Below are 15,348 nucleotides of genomic sequence, written 5' to 3' on the forward strand. Positions count from 1 at the left end.
CCCAAAACCGCTACGCACTTTTGGGCGACATGCATTCGGGCCACCTTCTCCCCGTAAACGGGGAGAAGGTGGAAGAACTACTTCTTGTTCTTGGCCAGCCAGTCCTGCTGTTCCTTGGTCAGGAACGCGGCCCATTGATCGGCAACGTCCTTGGCCGACTTCTGGCCGAGCAGCACTTCCTGGAAATTCTTGATCGCCACCTGGTCGACGAAATTGCCGAGGTTCTCCAGATGTGTCGGCGGCGTCACCATTTCATATTTGGAAGTGTCGCTGAGTTCGGTGAACCAGCCTTTGAACTGCTCGGTCTTGAAGTGGGCATCCTGGTCGGCGCCATTGTGGATCGGCACGACGCCGACTTCCTTGGCCCATTCGAGATTGTCCTTGGGCGACAACAGCGTCGCCATCAGCTTCCAGGCATCGTCCTTGTGCTGCGAATTGGCGAACATCGCCCAGCCGGCATAGCCCAGCGTCGGATAGGATTTGCCGCTTGGCCCCACAGGCAGCGGCGCCACGGCAAAATCGTCGGCACTCATCTTGTCGGCAATGCCGATCAGCGCATCCGGATCCTGGTTGAGCATGGCGCAGGTGCCGGAATAGAAGCCGGTGACGGTCTCGTTAAAGCCCCAGCTCACCGCATCCTTGGGCGCCAGCCCGTCCTTGTACATGTCGGCCAGCATCTGCAGGCCCTTGACCGAGCCCTCCTCGTTGATGGTCGAGGTGCCGTCCTCGTTGAAGTAGCCGCCCTTGCCAGCGGCGATGTTCATGAACATGTGCATGCCGTTGAAGGCGCCCGGGCCACCGCGCAGGCAGTAGCCGTACTTGCCCGGAATGGCGGAGATCTTCTTGGAATCGGCGATGAAGTCGTCGAGCGTCGCCGGCGGGCCGTCGAGACCGGCCTCCTTGAACAGCTTCTTGTTCCAGAACAGCGCATTCACATAGTAGCCGTACGGGATCATGAACTGGGTGTTGTTGACGGTCGAGCCGAATTGCTTGGCGCGGTCGCCCAGCGTCTTGGCGTCGTCCCATTTGGCCATGTAAGGGCCGAGATCCTCGAGCTGGCCGTTGGTGGCGTACAGGCCCATCCAGCGCTCCGGCATCTCGACGATGTCGGGCGTATCGCCGGCCTGCACCATGGTGAGGAATTTCTCGAAGGCCTGCCCCCAGGGCAGCGAGACCACCTCGACCTTGACGCCGGCATTGGCGGCCTCGAACTCGGCGATCTGCTTCTTCAGGAATTCGGTGCGCTGCGGGCTGGTGATGACCTCGACCAGCTTGAGGGTGGTGTCGGCCAATGCGCCGCTGGCGGACATCGCCAGGCCGGCAGCGGTGGCAAGCATGATGCTCAGTCGTTTCATGTTCAGAACTCCCATTTTGAACCCAGTCATTTTTTTGCTTTGTCGAAGGCCTGGCCGATGTCGGCCCAGAGGTCTTCGACGCTTTCCAATCCGACATTGAAGCGGATGGTTCGGGGGCTGACGCCGAAGCGCGCCATCGAATTGAGACCCGGTGTCTGCTCGAGCGAGGCCTTTGCCGGCACGACGAGGCTTTCATGACCGCCCCAGCTGACGCCGATGCGGAAAAATTTCAGCGCATCGACGAAAGCGGGAATGTCGACATCCTCCGTCACCTCGAAGGAGAACAGCCCGGCATAGCCGGCAAGCGTCTTCTTGCCGGGATGGTTGGAATAGGCGGGATGATTGACCCGCTCGACCTTGTCATGCGCCTTCAAGCGCTCGGCGATGATGAGCCCGCTCTTCATGTGATGCGGCAGTCTCAGCGGCAGCGTGCGCAGGCCGCGCAACAGCAGCCAGCCCTCGAAGGGCGACAGCTTTGCGCCAAGCTGCGAGTAGGTCTGGTCGTTGATGTGCTTGATATGGGCGGCCGAGCCCGCCACCACACCGGCGACGGTATCGCTGTGGCCGCCGAGATATTTCGAGGCCGAGTGCAGCACCAGATCGACGCCGTGCAGAATCGGCTTCTGGAACACCGGCGTCGCCCAGGAATTGTCGATTGTGGTGACGATGCCCTGCTCTTTCGCCAGCCGCGTCAGATGTTCGAGATCCTGCAGCTCGAACATCATCGAGGTCGGGCTTTCCAGGTAGAGCAGTTTCGCACCGGGAAGTGCCGCGGCCACCGCATCCGGATCGGAGCCGTCGACATAGTCGACCTTGATATGCAGGCGCGGAAACAGCCGCTCGAACAGTCGGTAGGCGTCGCCATAGCAATTGCGCACCGCAAGGATGCGTTCGCCTGCGCCGACGAAAGCCAGCAACGTCGCGCTGATCGCAGCCATGCCGCTCGAAAAACCACGCGCGGCTTCAGCACCTTCAAGCGCTGCGACGCGCGACTCGAATTCCATCACCGTCGGATTGTCGCCGCGCGAATAGATCGGCTGTTTCCTGCGCCCGGCAAAGGTGTCGGCCATGTCGGCATAGCTGGCGAAGGTGAACAGCGAGGTCTGGTAGATCGGCGGCACCACCGCATTGCCGGGGAACGGGTCGTCATGCGCCAGAAGCGTCGCCGCCTCGGCGAGATAGTCGCTGCCGGAAATGCCGGGGTCGAAGCTGAGCTCGTTCATGTGCGGACCGAAAGTTTGAGGTTGGCGGCGCCGCGCTTCAAATCGTCCTCGACCGTGGCGATCAGCTTCAGCGCTTCGGCCCGGGCGCCTTCCGGATCGTGCGCGGCGATGCAGTCGAACATGGTGCGGTGGTAGGGAAAGCTTGCGTGGCCGAAATCGCGCACGCCGAGCGGATGTTCCCAGAAGCGGTGGAACAGTTCGTGCATGGCGGCGATAATCTGCTCGAACAGCGGATTGCCGCAGGCGCGGTAGATCGCCTGATGGAATTCCCAGTCCTCTTCCGACGACATGCCGGCGCGGCTGAGAAACTCTTCCTCCATGATGTCGAGCTTGCGCTCGATCTCGGCGAGGTCGTCCTTGTCGGCACGAATGGCGCAAAGGGCGGCGGCTTCCGCTTCCAGCGCGCGGCGGATTTCCAGCGTGCGCATCAGGCCGGTGAAATCATTGCCGCCGGCAAGCGTCAGCGGCATGTGCAGCATGTCGAGCGAGACGGCGGCCTTGAGATAGGTGCCCGAGCCCTGCCGGCGCTCGACCAGGCCAAGCCCTTCCCAGCGCGTCAGCGCCTCGCGCACCGTGTTGCGGCTGACCTTCAGACGCTCAGCGAGGATGCGTTCGGTCGGCAGCCTCTCACCGGGTTCCAGCTTCTCGCGCATGACGAAGTCGGCCAACGCCTTCAGCACCGCGTCGTCGCGGGCCGTCGTCTGGATCGGCGGAAGGCTGAATTCGGTCACCGGGGCTATTACCGAAGTGGTTCAATGGTCCAACCAATTTCTGCACAGACGAAGGGACCTGTCAACAGTGGAAACGCAGCAAGGCCGAAGGGCCAGGGGATGCACCTTCGGCCTTGCTGCTTCAGCCGTGGATGCGCGCTGGCGCAGCGGCGGCGCGAGCCTCGCGCCAGCGAGCGAAGATTGCCTCGCGAACCCGCCTCGAACCAGAGAGGCGCTTTTTTGCCTGCGCCAGCACCGCAGGCGACGCCTCGGCGGGCGTGCCGGACCGAAAGGGAGGAGCCGGGGCGTATTCGAGCGAGAGCTGCACGATCTCGGCCTCCTCCTGTCCAAGCAGCCTCGCAACCAGCGCCAGGCCGAAGTCGATCCCCGAAGTGACGCCGCCGGCGGTGATGAGCTTGCCGTCTTCGACGATACGCTCGTCGACCGGGATCGCTCCGAACTCCTCAAGGAAATCATGCGCATACCAGTGCGTGGTCGCGCGCTTGCCCCTCAGCAGTCCGGCCGCCCCAAGCACCAGGGCACCGCTGCAAACGGAGGTGATGTAGCGCACCTGCCCCGCGCGCTCCCACACGAAATCGAGGACTGTCTGGTCCTCCAGCAGCGCGTTGACCCCGCCCCCGCCAGGAATGCACAGCACGTCGAGGGGCCGGCAATCGTCAAAGGTCGCGGTTGGCGTCAGCGAGAGGCGCGTCGATGACGTCACCGGGTTGCGATCCTTCCAGATCAGTTCCACCTCGGCATCCTTGGCCGATGCCAGGACTTCGTATGGGCCGGTGAGGTCGAGTTGTTGGACGTCGGGGAATACGAGGATGCCGAAACGAAGGGGCATGGAAATCTCCGTGGGTTGACTTCCGGCAATCTACGGCATCATGGTTTGGCACGATTGCCATTCATCCCTCGCTTCGGGCCAAACCAATGCGCCGTATCGAAGTGCTTGCCTATCCCGACATCCAGCTCCTCGACGTCAGCGGACCGCTGCAGGTCTTTGCCAGCGCCAATGATTTCAAAAGGCAGGTCGGCGAACCGGCTCCTTACGAGGTCGTGGTCGTCGCCGCCTCACCGCGCATCCGGACATCGGCCGGTCTCGTGCTGGAGGCAGCAGTGCTGCCAACCCACGGAGGTAAGATCGACACGCTGCTTGTCCCCGGAGGATGGGGCGTCAACGCGGCCTGCGACGATCCCGTGCTGGTCCAGTGGATCGCCGGTCGCTCGCGCGATGCCACCCGAACCGCTTCCGTCTGCAGCGGCGCCATGCTGCTGGCGACGGCTGGCCTGCTCGACGGCCGCCGCGCGGTGACCCATTGGGGACGCTGCGCGGAGTTCGCCCGGCGCTTTCCCGCGGTCCGGCTCGAACCCGATCCGATCTTCATCCGCGACGGCAATGTCTGGACATCCGCCGGCGTAACGGCGGGGATCGATCTCGCCCTCTCCCTCGTCGAGGCCGACCTTGGCCGGCACACGGCGCTCGGCGTGGCGCGCGAGTTGGTGGTTTTCCTGAAACGTCCCGGTGGCCAGGCGCAATTCAGCCAGACCCTCAAGCTGCAGCAAGGCGACGGACGCTTCGACCGACTGCATGGCTGGATCCTTGAGAATCTCGCCGGCGACCTGTCGCTGACGCAATTGGCCGACCGCGCCAATATGAGCCCGCGCAGCTTCTCGCGGCGCTATCGCGAGGCCACGGGCCGGACACCCGCCCGCGCGATCGAGGAGATCCGGATCGAGGCGGCGCGACGGATGCTGGAGCGGGGCCAGCCCGTCAACCAGACGGCCCGCCGCTGCGGTTTCGGCTCGGAAGAAACCATGCGGCGCGGTTTTTTGCGCGTGCTGGGCACCAATCCGCGCGCCTACCTCGAGCGTTTCTGATCGCGACGGCTCGCGCCATTAAGCCGGCGGTCGACGCCGTAGAAATAGAGCCTCTCCAGCGTTCAGGCGGGATGCTGTAGCTGGCTGAGCCCGCCATCGACAACGAGGGTCGCCGCGTTCATGAACGGGCACTCCTCAGAAATCATGAACACAGCGGCCAGCGCGATCTCGCGCGCCGAGGCGATGCGGCCGCCGGGATGCAGCGCCAGCGTCCTGGCGCGCGCCGCAACCGGATCGGCAAAACTGTTCCAATAGTCGGTCGCCTTCTGCGTCTCGACATAACCGGGCGCCAGCGCGTTCACGCGCACGCCCTGCCCGGCATATTCCAGCGCCAGCGATTTGGTCAGCCCAAGCAGCGCGTGCTTGGCCACGGGATAAGGGAAGGTATGAGGGATGATGGTGAAGCTGTGCGTCGAGGCGATGTTGAGGATCGCGCCACCACCATTTGCGATCATTCCTGGCAGCACCGCCTTGCTGCAATTCCAGGCGCCCTTGACGTTGACGTCGAAATTGCGGTTCCACTCCTCCTCGGTCGCCTCGAGCGGCGTCGAGAACACATTCATCCCCGCATTGTTGATCAGCGCGTTGATCGGCCCGATCGCGTCGGTCGCCCGGCTGACGGCAGCGGCAATCGCGGCCCCGTCGCTGATGTCGGCTGCGGTATGTCCGACATGGCCCTGCGGTGCGGCAAGGCCGGCGACCGTTTTGTCCAGCAGCGCGCCGTCGCGATCGACCAGGAACAGTTTTGCCCCTTCGGCCAGGCAGGCCCCGGCGATGGCAAGCCCGATGCCTTGCGCGGCGCCGGTGAGGAAGATGCGTTTGCCGGACAGGCGCTCAGCCATGGCTGTCACTCCACTGCAAGATGGTCAGCGCCGGCCCAGTGCCGACGAACGCAGATTGTCGAGCAAAACGGCAAGCAGCAGGATCACGCCGCGCACAATGTATTGGTAGAAGGCTGGGATGTTGAGCAGGTTCATGGCGTTTTCGGCAATGCCCATGATCAGCACGCCGACGATGACGCCCGACATGGTGGCGCAGCCGCCGGCAAGCGAGACGCCGCCGAGCACGCAGGCCGAGATGACCGAGAGTTCAAGCCCGACCGCCGCATTGGGCTGGCCCGACGTGATGCGCGAGGCCAAAAGGATGCCGGCGATGCCACAGACCACGCCTTGCAGAGCAAAGATCCAGATGCGCGTCCAGTCGACATTGACGCCCGCCAGGCGCGAGGCCTCCGGGTTGCCGCCGATGGCCAGCGTGTTCTTGCCGAAGACGGTACGATTGAGGACAAAACCGAAGATGCAGAACAGCACGGCCAGGACCCAGACCGGCGTCGGAATGCCGAACAGCTTCGACAGCGCCAGTTGGTAGAAATCCGGGCTGTTGATGCCGACGGCGCGGCCATCGGATGCGATCAGCGCAAGGCCGCGCACGATCTGCATGGTGGCAAGCGTCGTGATCAGCGCGTTGATGCGGAATTTGGCGATGACGACGCCGTTGATGAAACCGACAAAGGCGCCGCAGGCGATTGCCGCAAGAATCCCGAGGATGATCGATCCGGTATAGTTCGACGCCATTACCGTGACCATTGCCGGCGAAAGCAACGATCGAACCGACCGAGAGGTCGAAGTCGCGCGCGGCGAGGCAGAACATCATCGTGCAGGCGACGATGCCGACGGTGACCACCGATTGCAGCAGGCCGAGCATGTTGCGGTCGGTCAGAAAATTCGGCACCAGCAGCGACACCAGCGCGAAGGCGACGATGAAGATCACGACGAGGCCCTGTTCGCCGAGCAGGATCTTCTTCAACTGATCGGTCATGGCAAAGATCCTCAGGATGCGATCGCGTCGGGGGTTTTCTGATCGGGAAGAGCGGCGGCCAGGATCGCTTTTTCGGCGAACTGGTCGCGCGCGAGTTCGGCGCTGATGCACCCGCCGCACATCACCAGGATGCGGTCGCAAATGCCCATCACTTCCGGCAGTTCGGACGAGACGACGACGATCGCCATGCCGTCTTCGGCAAGCTGGTAGAGCAGTTCGTAGATTTCCGCTTTGGCGCCGACATCGATACCGCGTGTCGGCTCGTCGACGATAAGCACGCGCACGCCCTGCTCCGACAGCCAGCGGCCGAGAATGACCTTCTGCTGGTTGCCACCGGAGAGGTTGATGATGTCCTGCTTGCGCGACGGCGTGCGCACCTTGAGCTTCTTGATGAAGGTCTCGGCGGTGGCGATCTCGCTAGCGCGGTTCAAGATTCCGAAGCGCGTGTGATGACGCCGCGACGAGATGTTGATGTTCTCCTCGATCGAGCGGCCCTGGATGATGCCGTCATGCTTGCGGTCTTCCGAGCACAAAACGATCCCGGCGCGGATCGCGTCATGCGGATCGGTGGCATGCACGACCTTGCCATCAACGGTAATGGTGCCACCTGAGCGCGGGTCGGCGCCGAACACCAGCCGCATCAGTTCCGAGCGCCCCGCGCCGATCAGGCCGAAGAAGCCGACGATCTCGCCGGCCCTTGCCTCGAAGCTGGCAGGCGTCGTCAGTTTTACTCCGGAAACAGCGTCGACCTTCAGCCGGACATCGCCGGCCGGGCGTGGGCGAAACCCCCAGACATCGGAGATTTCGCGGCCGACCATTTCGGCGACGACCTGGTCGCGTGTGACGTTTTTCAGCGACGCATGGTGCGCCGCGAGCTTGCCGTCGCGCAGCACGGTCAGGCTGTCGCAGAGGCGGAACACTTCGTCCAGCCGGTGCGATACATAGATGATGACCTTGCCCTCGCCGCGCAGGCGGTCGATCAGGGCAAACAGGATTTCGCTTTCGCGCGACGACAATGACGAGGTCGGCTCGTCCAGAGCGATGACGCGCGCGTCGAGCATGATCGCCTTGGCGATCTCGACCATCTGGCGCTCGCCGATCGACAGCGTCTTGACCTTGCGGCTGATGTCCATGTCGATGCCCGCCGATTTCAGCTTGGCGCCAACATCGTCCAGCATCCTGGCACGGGCGATGATGCCGGCGTTGGCGGGGAAGCGGCCGAGGCTGAGGTTTTCGGCAACAGTGAGCTCAGGAACCAGCTGCAGTTCCTGGTGGATGACGATGACGCCATTGTCGAAGGCATCCCTCGTCGATGAATAGGCCTGGACCTCGCCGTCGATGCTGATTGCGCCGTCATCGGCATGCTGGTCGCCCGACAGGATCTTGATCAGCGTGGATTTGCCGGCGCCGTTCTCGCCCATCAAGCCATGCACGGCGCCCTTGTCGACGCTGAACGAGACGCCGGACAGCGCCTTTACGCCCGGATAGGTCTTGGTGATTTCCGAGAAGTCGAGAAGGGACATGGGGCGCCTATCCTTTTGCCATGCCAAACAGGCGGCGACTGTGAGCCGCCGCCTGTTTGTACAGGGAGGATTATTCGATGCCGAGACCCTTGCGGACCGTCTGGTAGTCGTCGCGCTTGGCCAGCGCACCGGCGGTCAGGATGAGCTTCTCGGGTTCCTTGTTGTTGGCGACCCAGTCATACATGTTGAGCGCAGTCTCGTAGCCGTGACGCTTCGGCGAGATGATCACCGTGCCGACGAAGCCGGTGGCGGTCGGCTTCTTGAACTCGTTGATCGCCGAATCCGCGCCGCCAATGCCGACGCCAATCACGTTTTCGGCCGGGATGCCGACGCTTTCGGAAGCGCGCATGGCGCCGAGAACGGCTTCGTCGTTGAGGCCGAAGGAGACCCACTTCTTGATGTCGGCATGGGCGTTGAGTACCACCGTCGCCGCATTGAGCGCAGCCTCGGTATCGGTCTTGGCCTGCGGCGCGTCAAAGATGTTTTCGGCCTTGAAGCCGTTGGCCTTCAGCACCGAAATGGCGCCTTCGACCCGGTCGACGGCGGTCGGCAACTGATCATAGGAGACGCGGATGGCGCCAACCTCGTCGGCCTTCCAGCCGCGCGCCTTCATTTCGTCGACGATCGCCTGGCCGACGGCCTCGCCGATCTTGGTCGCCGAAATGCCCATATGCGGCACGTCTTCCAGCGCCTTCCCGTCTGCGCCGACCAGACGGTCATCAACCGTCATCAGCTTGAGATTGTTGGCGGCGGCCTTGGCGACGATGCCGGGGCCGAGCTTCACATCAGGCGTGCAGACGATGAAGCCTTGCGCGCCCTGCGCGCCGAGATTGTCGATCGCCGACATCAGCTTCTCACCGTCCTCGGCGCCGATCTTGACCAGGGTAAAACCCTTCTCCTTGGCGGCCTGGTCGGCGAACTTCCATTCGTCCTGGAACCACGGCTCCTCGGGCTGTTTGACGATAAAACCTATCTTGGTGTCCTGAGCATATGCAGCGATGGTCGTGACGGACAGCACGGCAAGGGCGCCCGCGACGAGCGCGGTCTTCAGAAGTCGCATGATTACCTCCCAGCGATGGCCGGGCGCTCAGCCCGGATGCAGAGTCTCTAATTCTTTTATCATACTCGTCAATTGATCTGGTATGATAATTGAGCTACATGCTCTGACCAGGGATCGCTGGCGCAAATCATCCGCATCCGGTAAGGCCGGGGACGCGAGATCAGTGGTTTCGCCGCCTTGGAGGAGGGCTGAGGTGACCGAAACTTCGAAGAAGGCATCAGGCGACACCCGCCGCCCGCGCGTCATGCCCGATGTGACCAAGGCGCTTGCCTCAGACATCTTTTCCGGACGCTATCCCGCCGGCTCGTCCCTGCCGACCGAAAACGAACTCGGCGTCGAATATGGCGTCAGCCGCACCGTCATCCGCGAGGCGCTGAAGGTGCTGGCCGCCAAGGGGCTGGTGCTGTCGCGACCGCGCATCGGCACGGTCGTATGTGAACAGGACAACTGGAACATCATCGACCCGCAGGTGCTGGCCTGGCACGCGCCGCATGCGCTGGACGACAAATTGTTCGACGCCATCCTCGAAACGCGCCGCGCCATCGAACTTCTGGTAGCTGAACTGGCGGCGACTCGTGCGACGCTGCAGGAGATCGCCGATCTCGAAGCCGCCTGGCGCGGCATGGCCAATGCCGGCGAGGATCTCGCCGCCTTCTCGCGCTCGGACATCACCTTCCACCAGATCGTCTATGCCGCGAGCCACAACCCGATCTTCCGCCAGATCGGCAATCTGATCGACACCGGGCTGAAATTCTCGCTCGAAGCAACGGCGACCATTTCGCTCGCCCGGCGCATGGAAGCGGTGGCGGCGCACCGTGAGGTGGTCGAGGCGCTGCGCATGCGCGATGCCGCGGCGGCGCGTGCGGCGGCAGGCCGGATCCTCGACCTTGCGGCGCGCGACCTGGTCAGCGCCAAGAAACTCAAGAACAACTGAGACCAGCATGAAAATCATCTCGCTCACCACCTACATCGTCCCGCCGCGCTGGCTGTTCCTGAAGATCGAGACTGATGCCGGCGTTACCGGCTGGGGCGAGCCTGTGGTCGAAGGCCGTGCGCTGACGGTCGAGGCAGCGGTCAAGGAACTTGGCGATTATCTGATCGGCAAGGACCCGCGCCTGATCGAGGACCATTGGACGGTGATGCATCGCGGCGGCTTCTACCGCGGCGGGCCGATCCTGATGAGCGCCATTGCCGGCATCGACCAGGCGCTGTGGGACATCAAGGGCAAGGCGCTCGGCGTGCCTGTGCACGAACTGCTCGGCGGCAAGCTGCGCGACAGCATCAAGGTCTATTCCTGGATCGGCGGCGACCGGCCGGCGGAAGTGGCTGATGGCGCCAGGGAAGTGGTGGCGCGCGGTTTTCAGGCGCTGAAGATGAATGGCACCGAGGAACTGCAGATCGTCGACAGCCATGACAGAATAGATGCGGCTGTCGAACGCGTCGCCATGGTGCGCGAGGCCGTTGGGTCCAACATTGGCATCGCCGTCGATTTCCACGGCCGCGTCCACCGGCCGATGGCGCGCATGCTGGTCAAGGAGCTCGAACCCTACCGGCTGATGTTCATCGAGGAGCCGGTGCTGAGCGAAAATCGCGAGGCGCTGAAGGAGATCGCAGCGCTGGGCTCGACGCCGATCGCGCTCGGCGAGCGTCTTTACAGCCGCTGGGATTTCAAATCGGTGTTCGAACAAGGCGCCGTCGACATCATCCAGCCGGACCTGTCGCATGCCGGCGGCATCACCGAATGCCGCAAGATCGCAGCGATGGCCGAGGCCTATGACATTGCGGTGGCGCCCCACTGCCCGCTCGGCCCGATCGCGCTCGCCGCCTGCCTGCAGCTCGATGCCGTCAGCTACAACTGCTTCATCCAGGAACAGAGCCTCGGCATCCACTACAACGCCGCAAACGATTTGCTCGACTATGCCGCCAACAAGGACGTCTTCCGCTACGAGGATGGCTATGTCGCAATCCCCGATGGTCCCGGCCTCGGCGTCGAAATCGACGAGGACTACGTCAAGGAACGCGCCAAGGAAGGCCACCGCTGGCGCAACCCGGTCTGGCGTCACAAGGACGGCTCCTTCGCCGAGTGGTAGCTCGGCCGACCTTGCGGCCAGGCCTTCAGGACCTCGGGTTCGATTTCGCGGTGGCGCCAGCGTAACGCAGGCCTCTGATGGGCCGCAGCGCCGAGCACCAGCGCATGGGAACCGTCGGCGCCGGCAAGCCGCAACTCGCTGACCGCCTGGGTTGCCGCAAGCGATCGAAAGCAGTCGCTATCCATGGAACATGGCGGATGTCCTGTTCTCATCGACCTTTTCTTGGCCCGCCAGCCGCGTCACCTGCCCGCGGCGTGCCGGCCTGCGTTCCTGCCGGAGAAGATGCAGCTGCCGAGAAATGTCCCTTCCAGCGCATTGTAGCCGTGATAGCCGCCGCCACCGCCGCCGGCCACCTCGCCTGCCGCATAGAGCCCGGCAATGGGTTCGCCATTGCCGTCGAGAACCTGCGAATTGAGATTGGTGTGCAGGCCGCCAAGCGTTTTGCGCGTCAGGATGTTGAGGCGCACCGCGATCAGCGGCCCGTGCCTGGGATCGAGTATCTTGTGCGGCTTGGTCACCCGGAAGATCTTGTCGCCAATGTAGTTGCGGGCGCCGCGGACGGCTGTGACCTGCGCATCCTTGGTATAGGCATGGTCGACCTCGCGATCGCGCGCCACGATCTGCGCCTTGAGCCGGTCGTAGTCGAGCAGATTGTCGCCTGACAGCGCGTTCATGCCGGCGACCAGGTCGGCCAGGTTGTCGCGGACGACAAAGTCTTCGCCCTTTTCCAGGAACGCTGCCACCGATGGCGGCGCCTTGCCGCCGCGCCGGTTCTTCAGCACGGCCCGCCAATCCTTGGCCGTAAAGTCTAGGTTTTGCTCCGAGCCCGACAGCACGAACTCCTTCGAGACGATCGTCTTGCTCAGCACGAACCAGGAATAATCGTGGCCGGTCGACAGGATGCGCTTCAAGGTGCCGAGCGAATCGAAACTCGGGAAGAACGGCGCCTCCATGCGTTGTCCGAGCGCATCGAACCATAGCGGCGACGGCGCCGACAGGATGCGAATGCCGTGGTTCGGCCAGATCGGATCCCAGTTCTTGATCCCCTCGACATAGTGCCACATGCGGTCGGCGTTGATGACGGCCCCGCCGGCGTCCTGGGTGATCGCCACCATGCGGCCGTCGACATGGTGCGGCACGCCGGCAACCATACGCTTCGGCGCTGGCCCCAGCCGCCCGACCGGCCAAACCTTGCGAACCAACTCATGATTGCCGCCGATGCCGCCCGAGGTGACGATCACGACACCGGCCGAAAGCTCGAAATCGCCGACGGCCGTGCGGCTCGACTGCTTGCCGCGCTCGACATTGGACGCCTCCAGCATTTCACCCATGACGCCGGTGACCGCACCATTGGTTTTGACCAGCCGGTTGACCTGATGGCGGAATTTCAGCGTGATCAGCCCTTTGGCGACGTGCTCGCGCACGCGCCTTTCGAACGGCGCGACCACGCCCGGCCCAGTGCCCCATGTCAGGTGGAAGCGCGGCACTGAATTGCCGTGGCCATTGGCCAGCGCGCCGCCGCGCTCGGCCCAGCCGACCACCGGCCACCAGCGCATGCCCATGGCGTAGAGCCACGGCCGCATCTCGCCGGCGGCGAAATCGACATAGGCTTCCGCCACTTTCCTTGGCCAATGGTCCTCGGGCCGGTCGAACTGGGCAGAGCCCAGCCAATCCTGCCAGGCGAGGTCGCGGCTGTCCTTGATGCGCAGGCGGCGTTGCTCGGGCGTGTTGACCAAAAACAGGCCGCCGAGCGACCAGAATGCCTGGCCGCCGAGAAAACCGCCACCCTCTTGCTCGACGATGATCACGCGCTTGCCGGCATCGCCGAGTTCCGCGGCTGCGGCCAGGCCGGCCAGCCCGCCGCCAACGATGATTGCATCCGCGTCAGCCATTGTCGTAGCTCCTGTGCCGGCTTTTGTTTTCGAGATCGGATGCTCGTTGCTAGCCGCGCAGCGCGTTCCAGATGATGCGCGGCAGCTTCAGGAGGCTCGGCTGGTAGTTGAACTCGGTGATCAGGCGGCCGACCATGTGTGCCCTTTTGTGGGTCAGGAACCAGGCCGGCTTCGGCATGATGCGGAACGGCGCTTCGAGCACGCTGCGTTCCGGTCTGTCGAACAAATAGGTGTTGTGGACGACGCCGATGCCGCTCTGCACGTCGTCGAGCGTGTGGCCAGGGAAAGCACCCCAGGTCGGGCGCAGCAGCGCGAACAGAACGCCGCTCCAGGAATTGATGCCGATGCCGCCATAGCGCAGTTCGGCAATGATTTCCTCGAAGCGCTGCCGGCCGATCTCGGCGATCGTCCTGGGATGGATGAGGATGTTGGCGGCAAGCGTGCCGTGCAGCTTTTCATTGGCGTAGGCGACAGCGGCGCGCAGATAGGATTCCGCATTGCCCGCCGGCAGCCGCATGACGCTGAGCGCCGGCGCGAACACCTCGGCATTTTCGAGATAGGTATCCGTGCCCGGCCGGAACGGCACCACCACGCAGGCCGGCCCGCCGGGCCGCTCGAATTTCTGTACGCTGTCGGCATGCGCCTCGAAGGCGGCGAGGCGCTCGGTCGCGCCGGGATAATAGGCCGGGCGCGACGGGGCTTTCTGCATCACCTTTTCGAGGGCCGCCAGAAGCGCGTCGGATTTGTCCCAGCCTTCGGGCAACACGAGCATTTGGCAGGCGATACAGTTGAAACCGGAATTGTTGAGCTTCTGTGTGGCGATCAGTTCGGCATGGTAGGCGATGTCGGCATCCGACCACGGACCGGGCACCACGATGGTCGGCGCCACGCCGCCAAGCTCAGAGGTGATACGCCGGCTGTTGCGCGGCGTGCCCGCCGCCTTGTTCTTGCGGCCCTCCTCGCCGGGACCCCAGACGATCGCGTCATGCGAGGCGGCGGCACCGGTGATGTGGATGTCGTCAACGAGATCGTGGTTGCACAGATACGCACCGACATCGGTGCCGCCGCGCACGATGCGCAGCGCGCCGAATTCGATCAGCGGCCGCAGCGCCGGCCGCAGGAAATCAACGAGGTAATCATTGACCGGGTTCATCTTGAGCAGGACGACCTGATGTTCGACGAGCAGCTTGTGCAGGCAGTCGAGCGGCGCGATCGAGGCGACGTTGCCGGCGCCGAGCACGAGGCCGATCTTGCCCTTGCGGCTGGTGCGCGGCGCGTCATAGGCCGAGGCGGTGTTTGCGGCGAGGTTCGCCTTGGTCACGCCGGGCTGCATCCAGATCTCGGCCTTCAGCCCGGTGAACAACACCTTGTCCCAGAGCGAATTCGGAACCACCGTTACCGCCACCTGTCCGCTAGGCAAGGTGCGGACCGGCAGTCTGTCGAGAAACTTCTTGCCCTCCATCAGGCTGAGCGTGTGGATGAACTGGTTGCAGCCATCCATCAGCGCCGCCGGGCCAGCCAGCCATTCCTCGCCTTCCAGCGGCGAGCCGGTCGGGATGCCCTTCTTGCGCGTCGCGGTTTTGACCCACGCCTCGGCGACCTCGCGGATGTGATCCTTGACCTGCCGCAGCAAGGCGATCCGCTCGCCATTCGAGGTCTGCGCCCAGTCGTCCTTCCTGGCGTCGAGATCGGTGAGGGCGAGGTCGAGTTCGGCTGCCCATTCAGGCTGCACGGGCTGAGTTTTGACTGCCTTGGCGACCATCCTATCCTCCTCCACTTCGGTCTCTTTGTTT

General features: G+C 63.8%; 12 protein-coding genes and 1 pseudogene. 3 read left to right on the plus strand and 10 right to left on the minus strand.

Annotated elements, in window-relative coordinates; all coding sequences use genetic code 11:
• Positions 1 to 77 precede the first annotated feature (77 nt).
• From NLY37_RS13950 to NLY37_RS13965, 4 genes are all read right to left on the minus strand, one after another.
• Entirely contained in the window at positions 78 to 1,355 is a 1,278-nt protein-coding gene (locus tag NLY37_RS13950) for an ABC transporter substrate-binding protein (RefSeq protein ID WP_023685297.1), read from the minus strand.
• 26 nt (positions 1,356 to 1,381) lie between these two features.
• Positions 1,382 to 2,578 (minus strand): PLP-dependent transferase, encoded by a 1,197-nt coding sequence (locus tag NLY37_RS13955; protein WP_023741783.1) that lies wholly within the window; start codon positions 2,576 to 2,578, stop codon positions 1,382 to 1,384.
• Complete coding sequence (locus tag NLY37_RS13960; RefSeq protein WP_023741784.1) at positions 2,575 to 3,309, minus strand: FadR/GntR family transcriptional regulator; 735 nt, start codon at positions 3,307 to 3,309, stop codon at positions 2,575 to 2,577. The genes NLY37_RS13955 and NLY37_RS13960 overlap by 4 nt, the downstream gene beginning before the upstream one ends.
• A gap of 121 nt (positions 3,310 to 3,430) precedes the next feature.
• Entirely contained in the window at positions 3,431 to 4,138 is a 708-nt protein-coding gene (locus NLY37_RS13965) for a DJ-1/PfpI family protein (protein WP_023691357.1), read from the minus strand.
• A gap of 86 nt (positions 4,139 to 4,224) precedes the next feature.
• Here NLY37_RS13965 and NLY37_RS13970 point away from each other — a divergent pair, with 86 nt between their 5' ends.
• Positions 4,225 to 5,172: a GlxA family transcriptional regulator gene (locus NLY37_RS13970; RefSeq protein WP_023741785.1), complete on the plus strand. Its 948-nt coding sequence runs from the start codon at positions 4,225 to 4,227 to the stop codon at positions 5,170 to 5,172.
• A gap of 62 nt (positions 5,173 to 5,234) precedes the next feature.
• On the opposite strand, the gene NLY37_RS13975 is transcribed toward NLY37_RS13970, so the two are convergent.
• From NLY37_RS13975 to NLY37_RS13990, 4 genes and pseudogenes are all read right to left on the minus strand, one after another.
• Positions 5,235 to 6,014 carry an SDR family oxidoreductase gene (locus tag NLY37_RS13975; RefSeq protein WP_023704660.1) on the minus strand — a complete coding sequence of 260 codons (780 nt, stop codon included), beginning with the start codon at positions 6,012 to 6,014 and terminating at the stop codon, positions 5,235 to 5,237.
• Positions 6,015 to 6,038: 24 nt separating this feature from the next.
• Positions 6,039 to 6,990, minus strand: a pseudogene (gene araH / locus NLY37_RS13980) (L-arabinose ABC transporter permease AraH).
• 11 nt (positions 6,991 to 7,001) lie between these two features.
• Positions 7,002 to 8,513, minus strand: coding sequence for an L-arabinose ABC transporter ATP-binding protein AraG (araG, locus tag NLY37_RS13985; RefSeq protein ID WP_023741786.1), 1,512 nt, complete (start codon positions 8,511 to 8,513; stop codon positions 7,002 to 7,004).
• A 70-nt stretch (positions 8,514 to 8,583) separates the two neighbouring features.
• Positions 8,584 to 9,573, minus strand: coding sequence for an arabinose ABC transporter substrate-binding protein (locus tag NLY37_RS13990; RefSeq protein ID WP_023741787.1), 990 nt, complete (start codon positions 9,571 to 9,573; stop codon positions 8,584 to 8,586).
• Between the two features lie 244 nt (positions 9,574 to 9,817).
• Here NLY37_RS13990 and NLY37_RS13995 point away from each other — a divergent pair, with 244 nt between their 5' ends.
• A complete protein-coding gene (locus NLY37_RS13995) occupies positions 9,818 to 10,507 on the plus strand; it encodes a FadR/GntR family transcriptional regulator (RefSeq protein ID WP_245270942.1) in 690 nt (229 codons plus the stop codon).
• A gap of 7 nt (positions 10,508 to 10,514) precedes the next feature.
• Positions 10,515 to 11,663, plus strand: coding sequence for a galactonate dehydratase (gene dgoD, locus NLY37_RS14000; protein ID WP_023714596.1), 1,149 nt, complete (start codon positions 10,515 to 10,517; stop codon positions 11,661 to 11,663).
• A gap of 239 nt (positions 11,664 to 11,902) precedes the next feature.
• On the opposite strand, the gene NLY37_RS14005 is transcribed toward dgoD, so the two are convergent.
• Positions 11,903 to 13,555, minus strand: a complete 1,653-nt coding sequence (locus NLY37_RS14005) for an FAD-binding dehydrogenase (protein ID WP_023741789.1) — start codon at positions 13,553 to 13,555, stop codon at positions 11,903 to 11,905.
• 49 nt (positions 13,556 to 13,604) lie between these two features.
• Positions 13,605 to 15,317 carry an aldehyde dehydrogenase family protein gene (locus NLY37_RS14010; protein WP_050588414.1) on the minus strand — a complete coding sequence of 571 codons (1,713 nt, stop codon included), beginning with the start codon at positions 15,315 to 15,317 and terminating at the stop codon, positions 13,605 to 13,607.
• Positions 15,318 to 15,348 lie beyond the last annotated feature (31 nt).

Source organism: Mesorhizobium sp. C395A, from assembly GCF_030323205.1.
GTDB lineage: Bacteria > Pseudomonadota > Alphaproteobacteria > Rhizobiales > Rhizobiaceae > Mesorhizobium.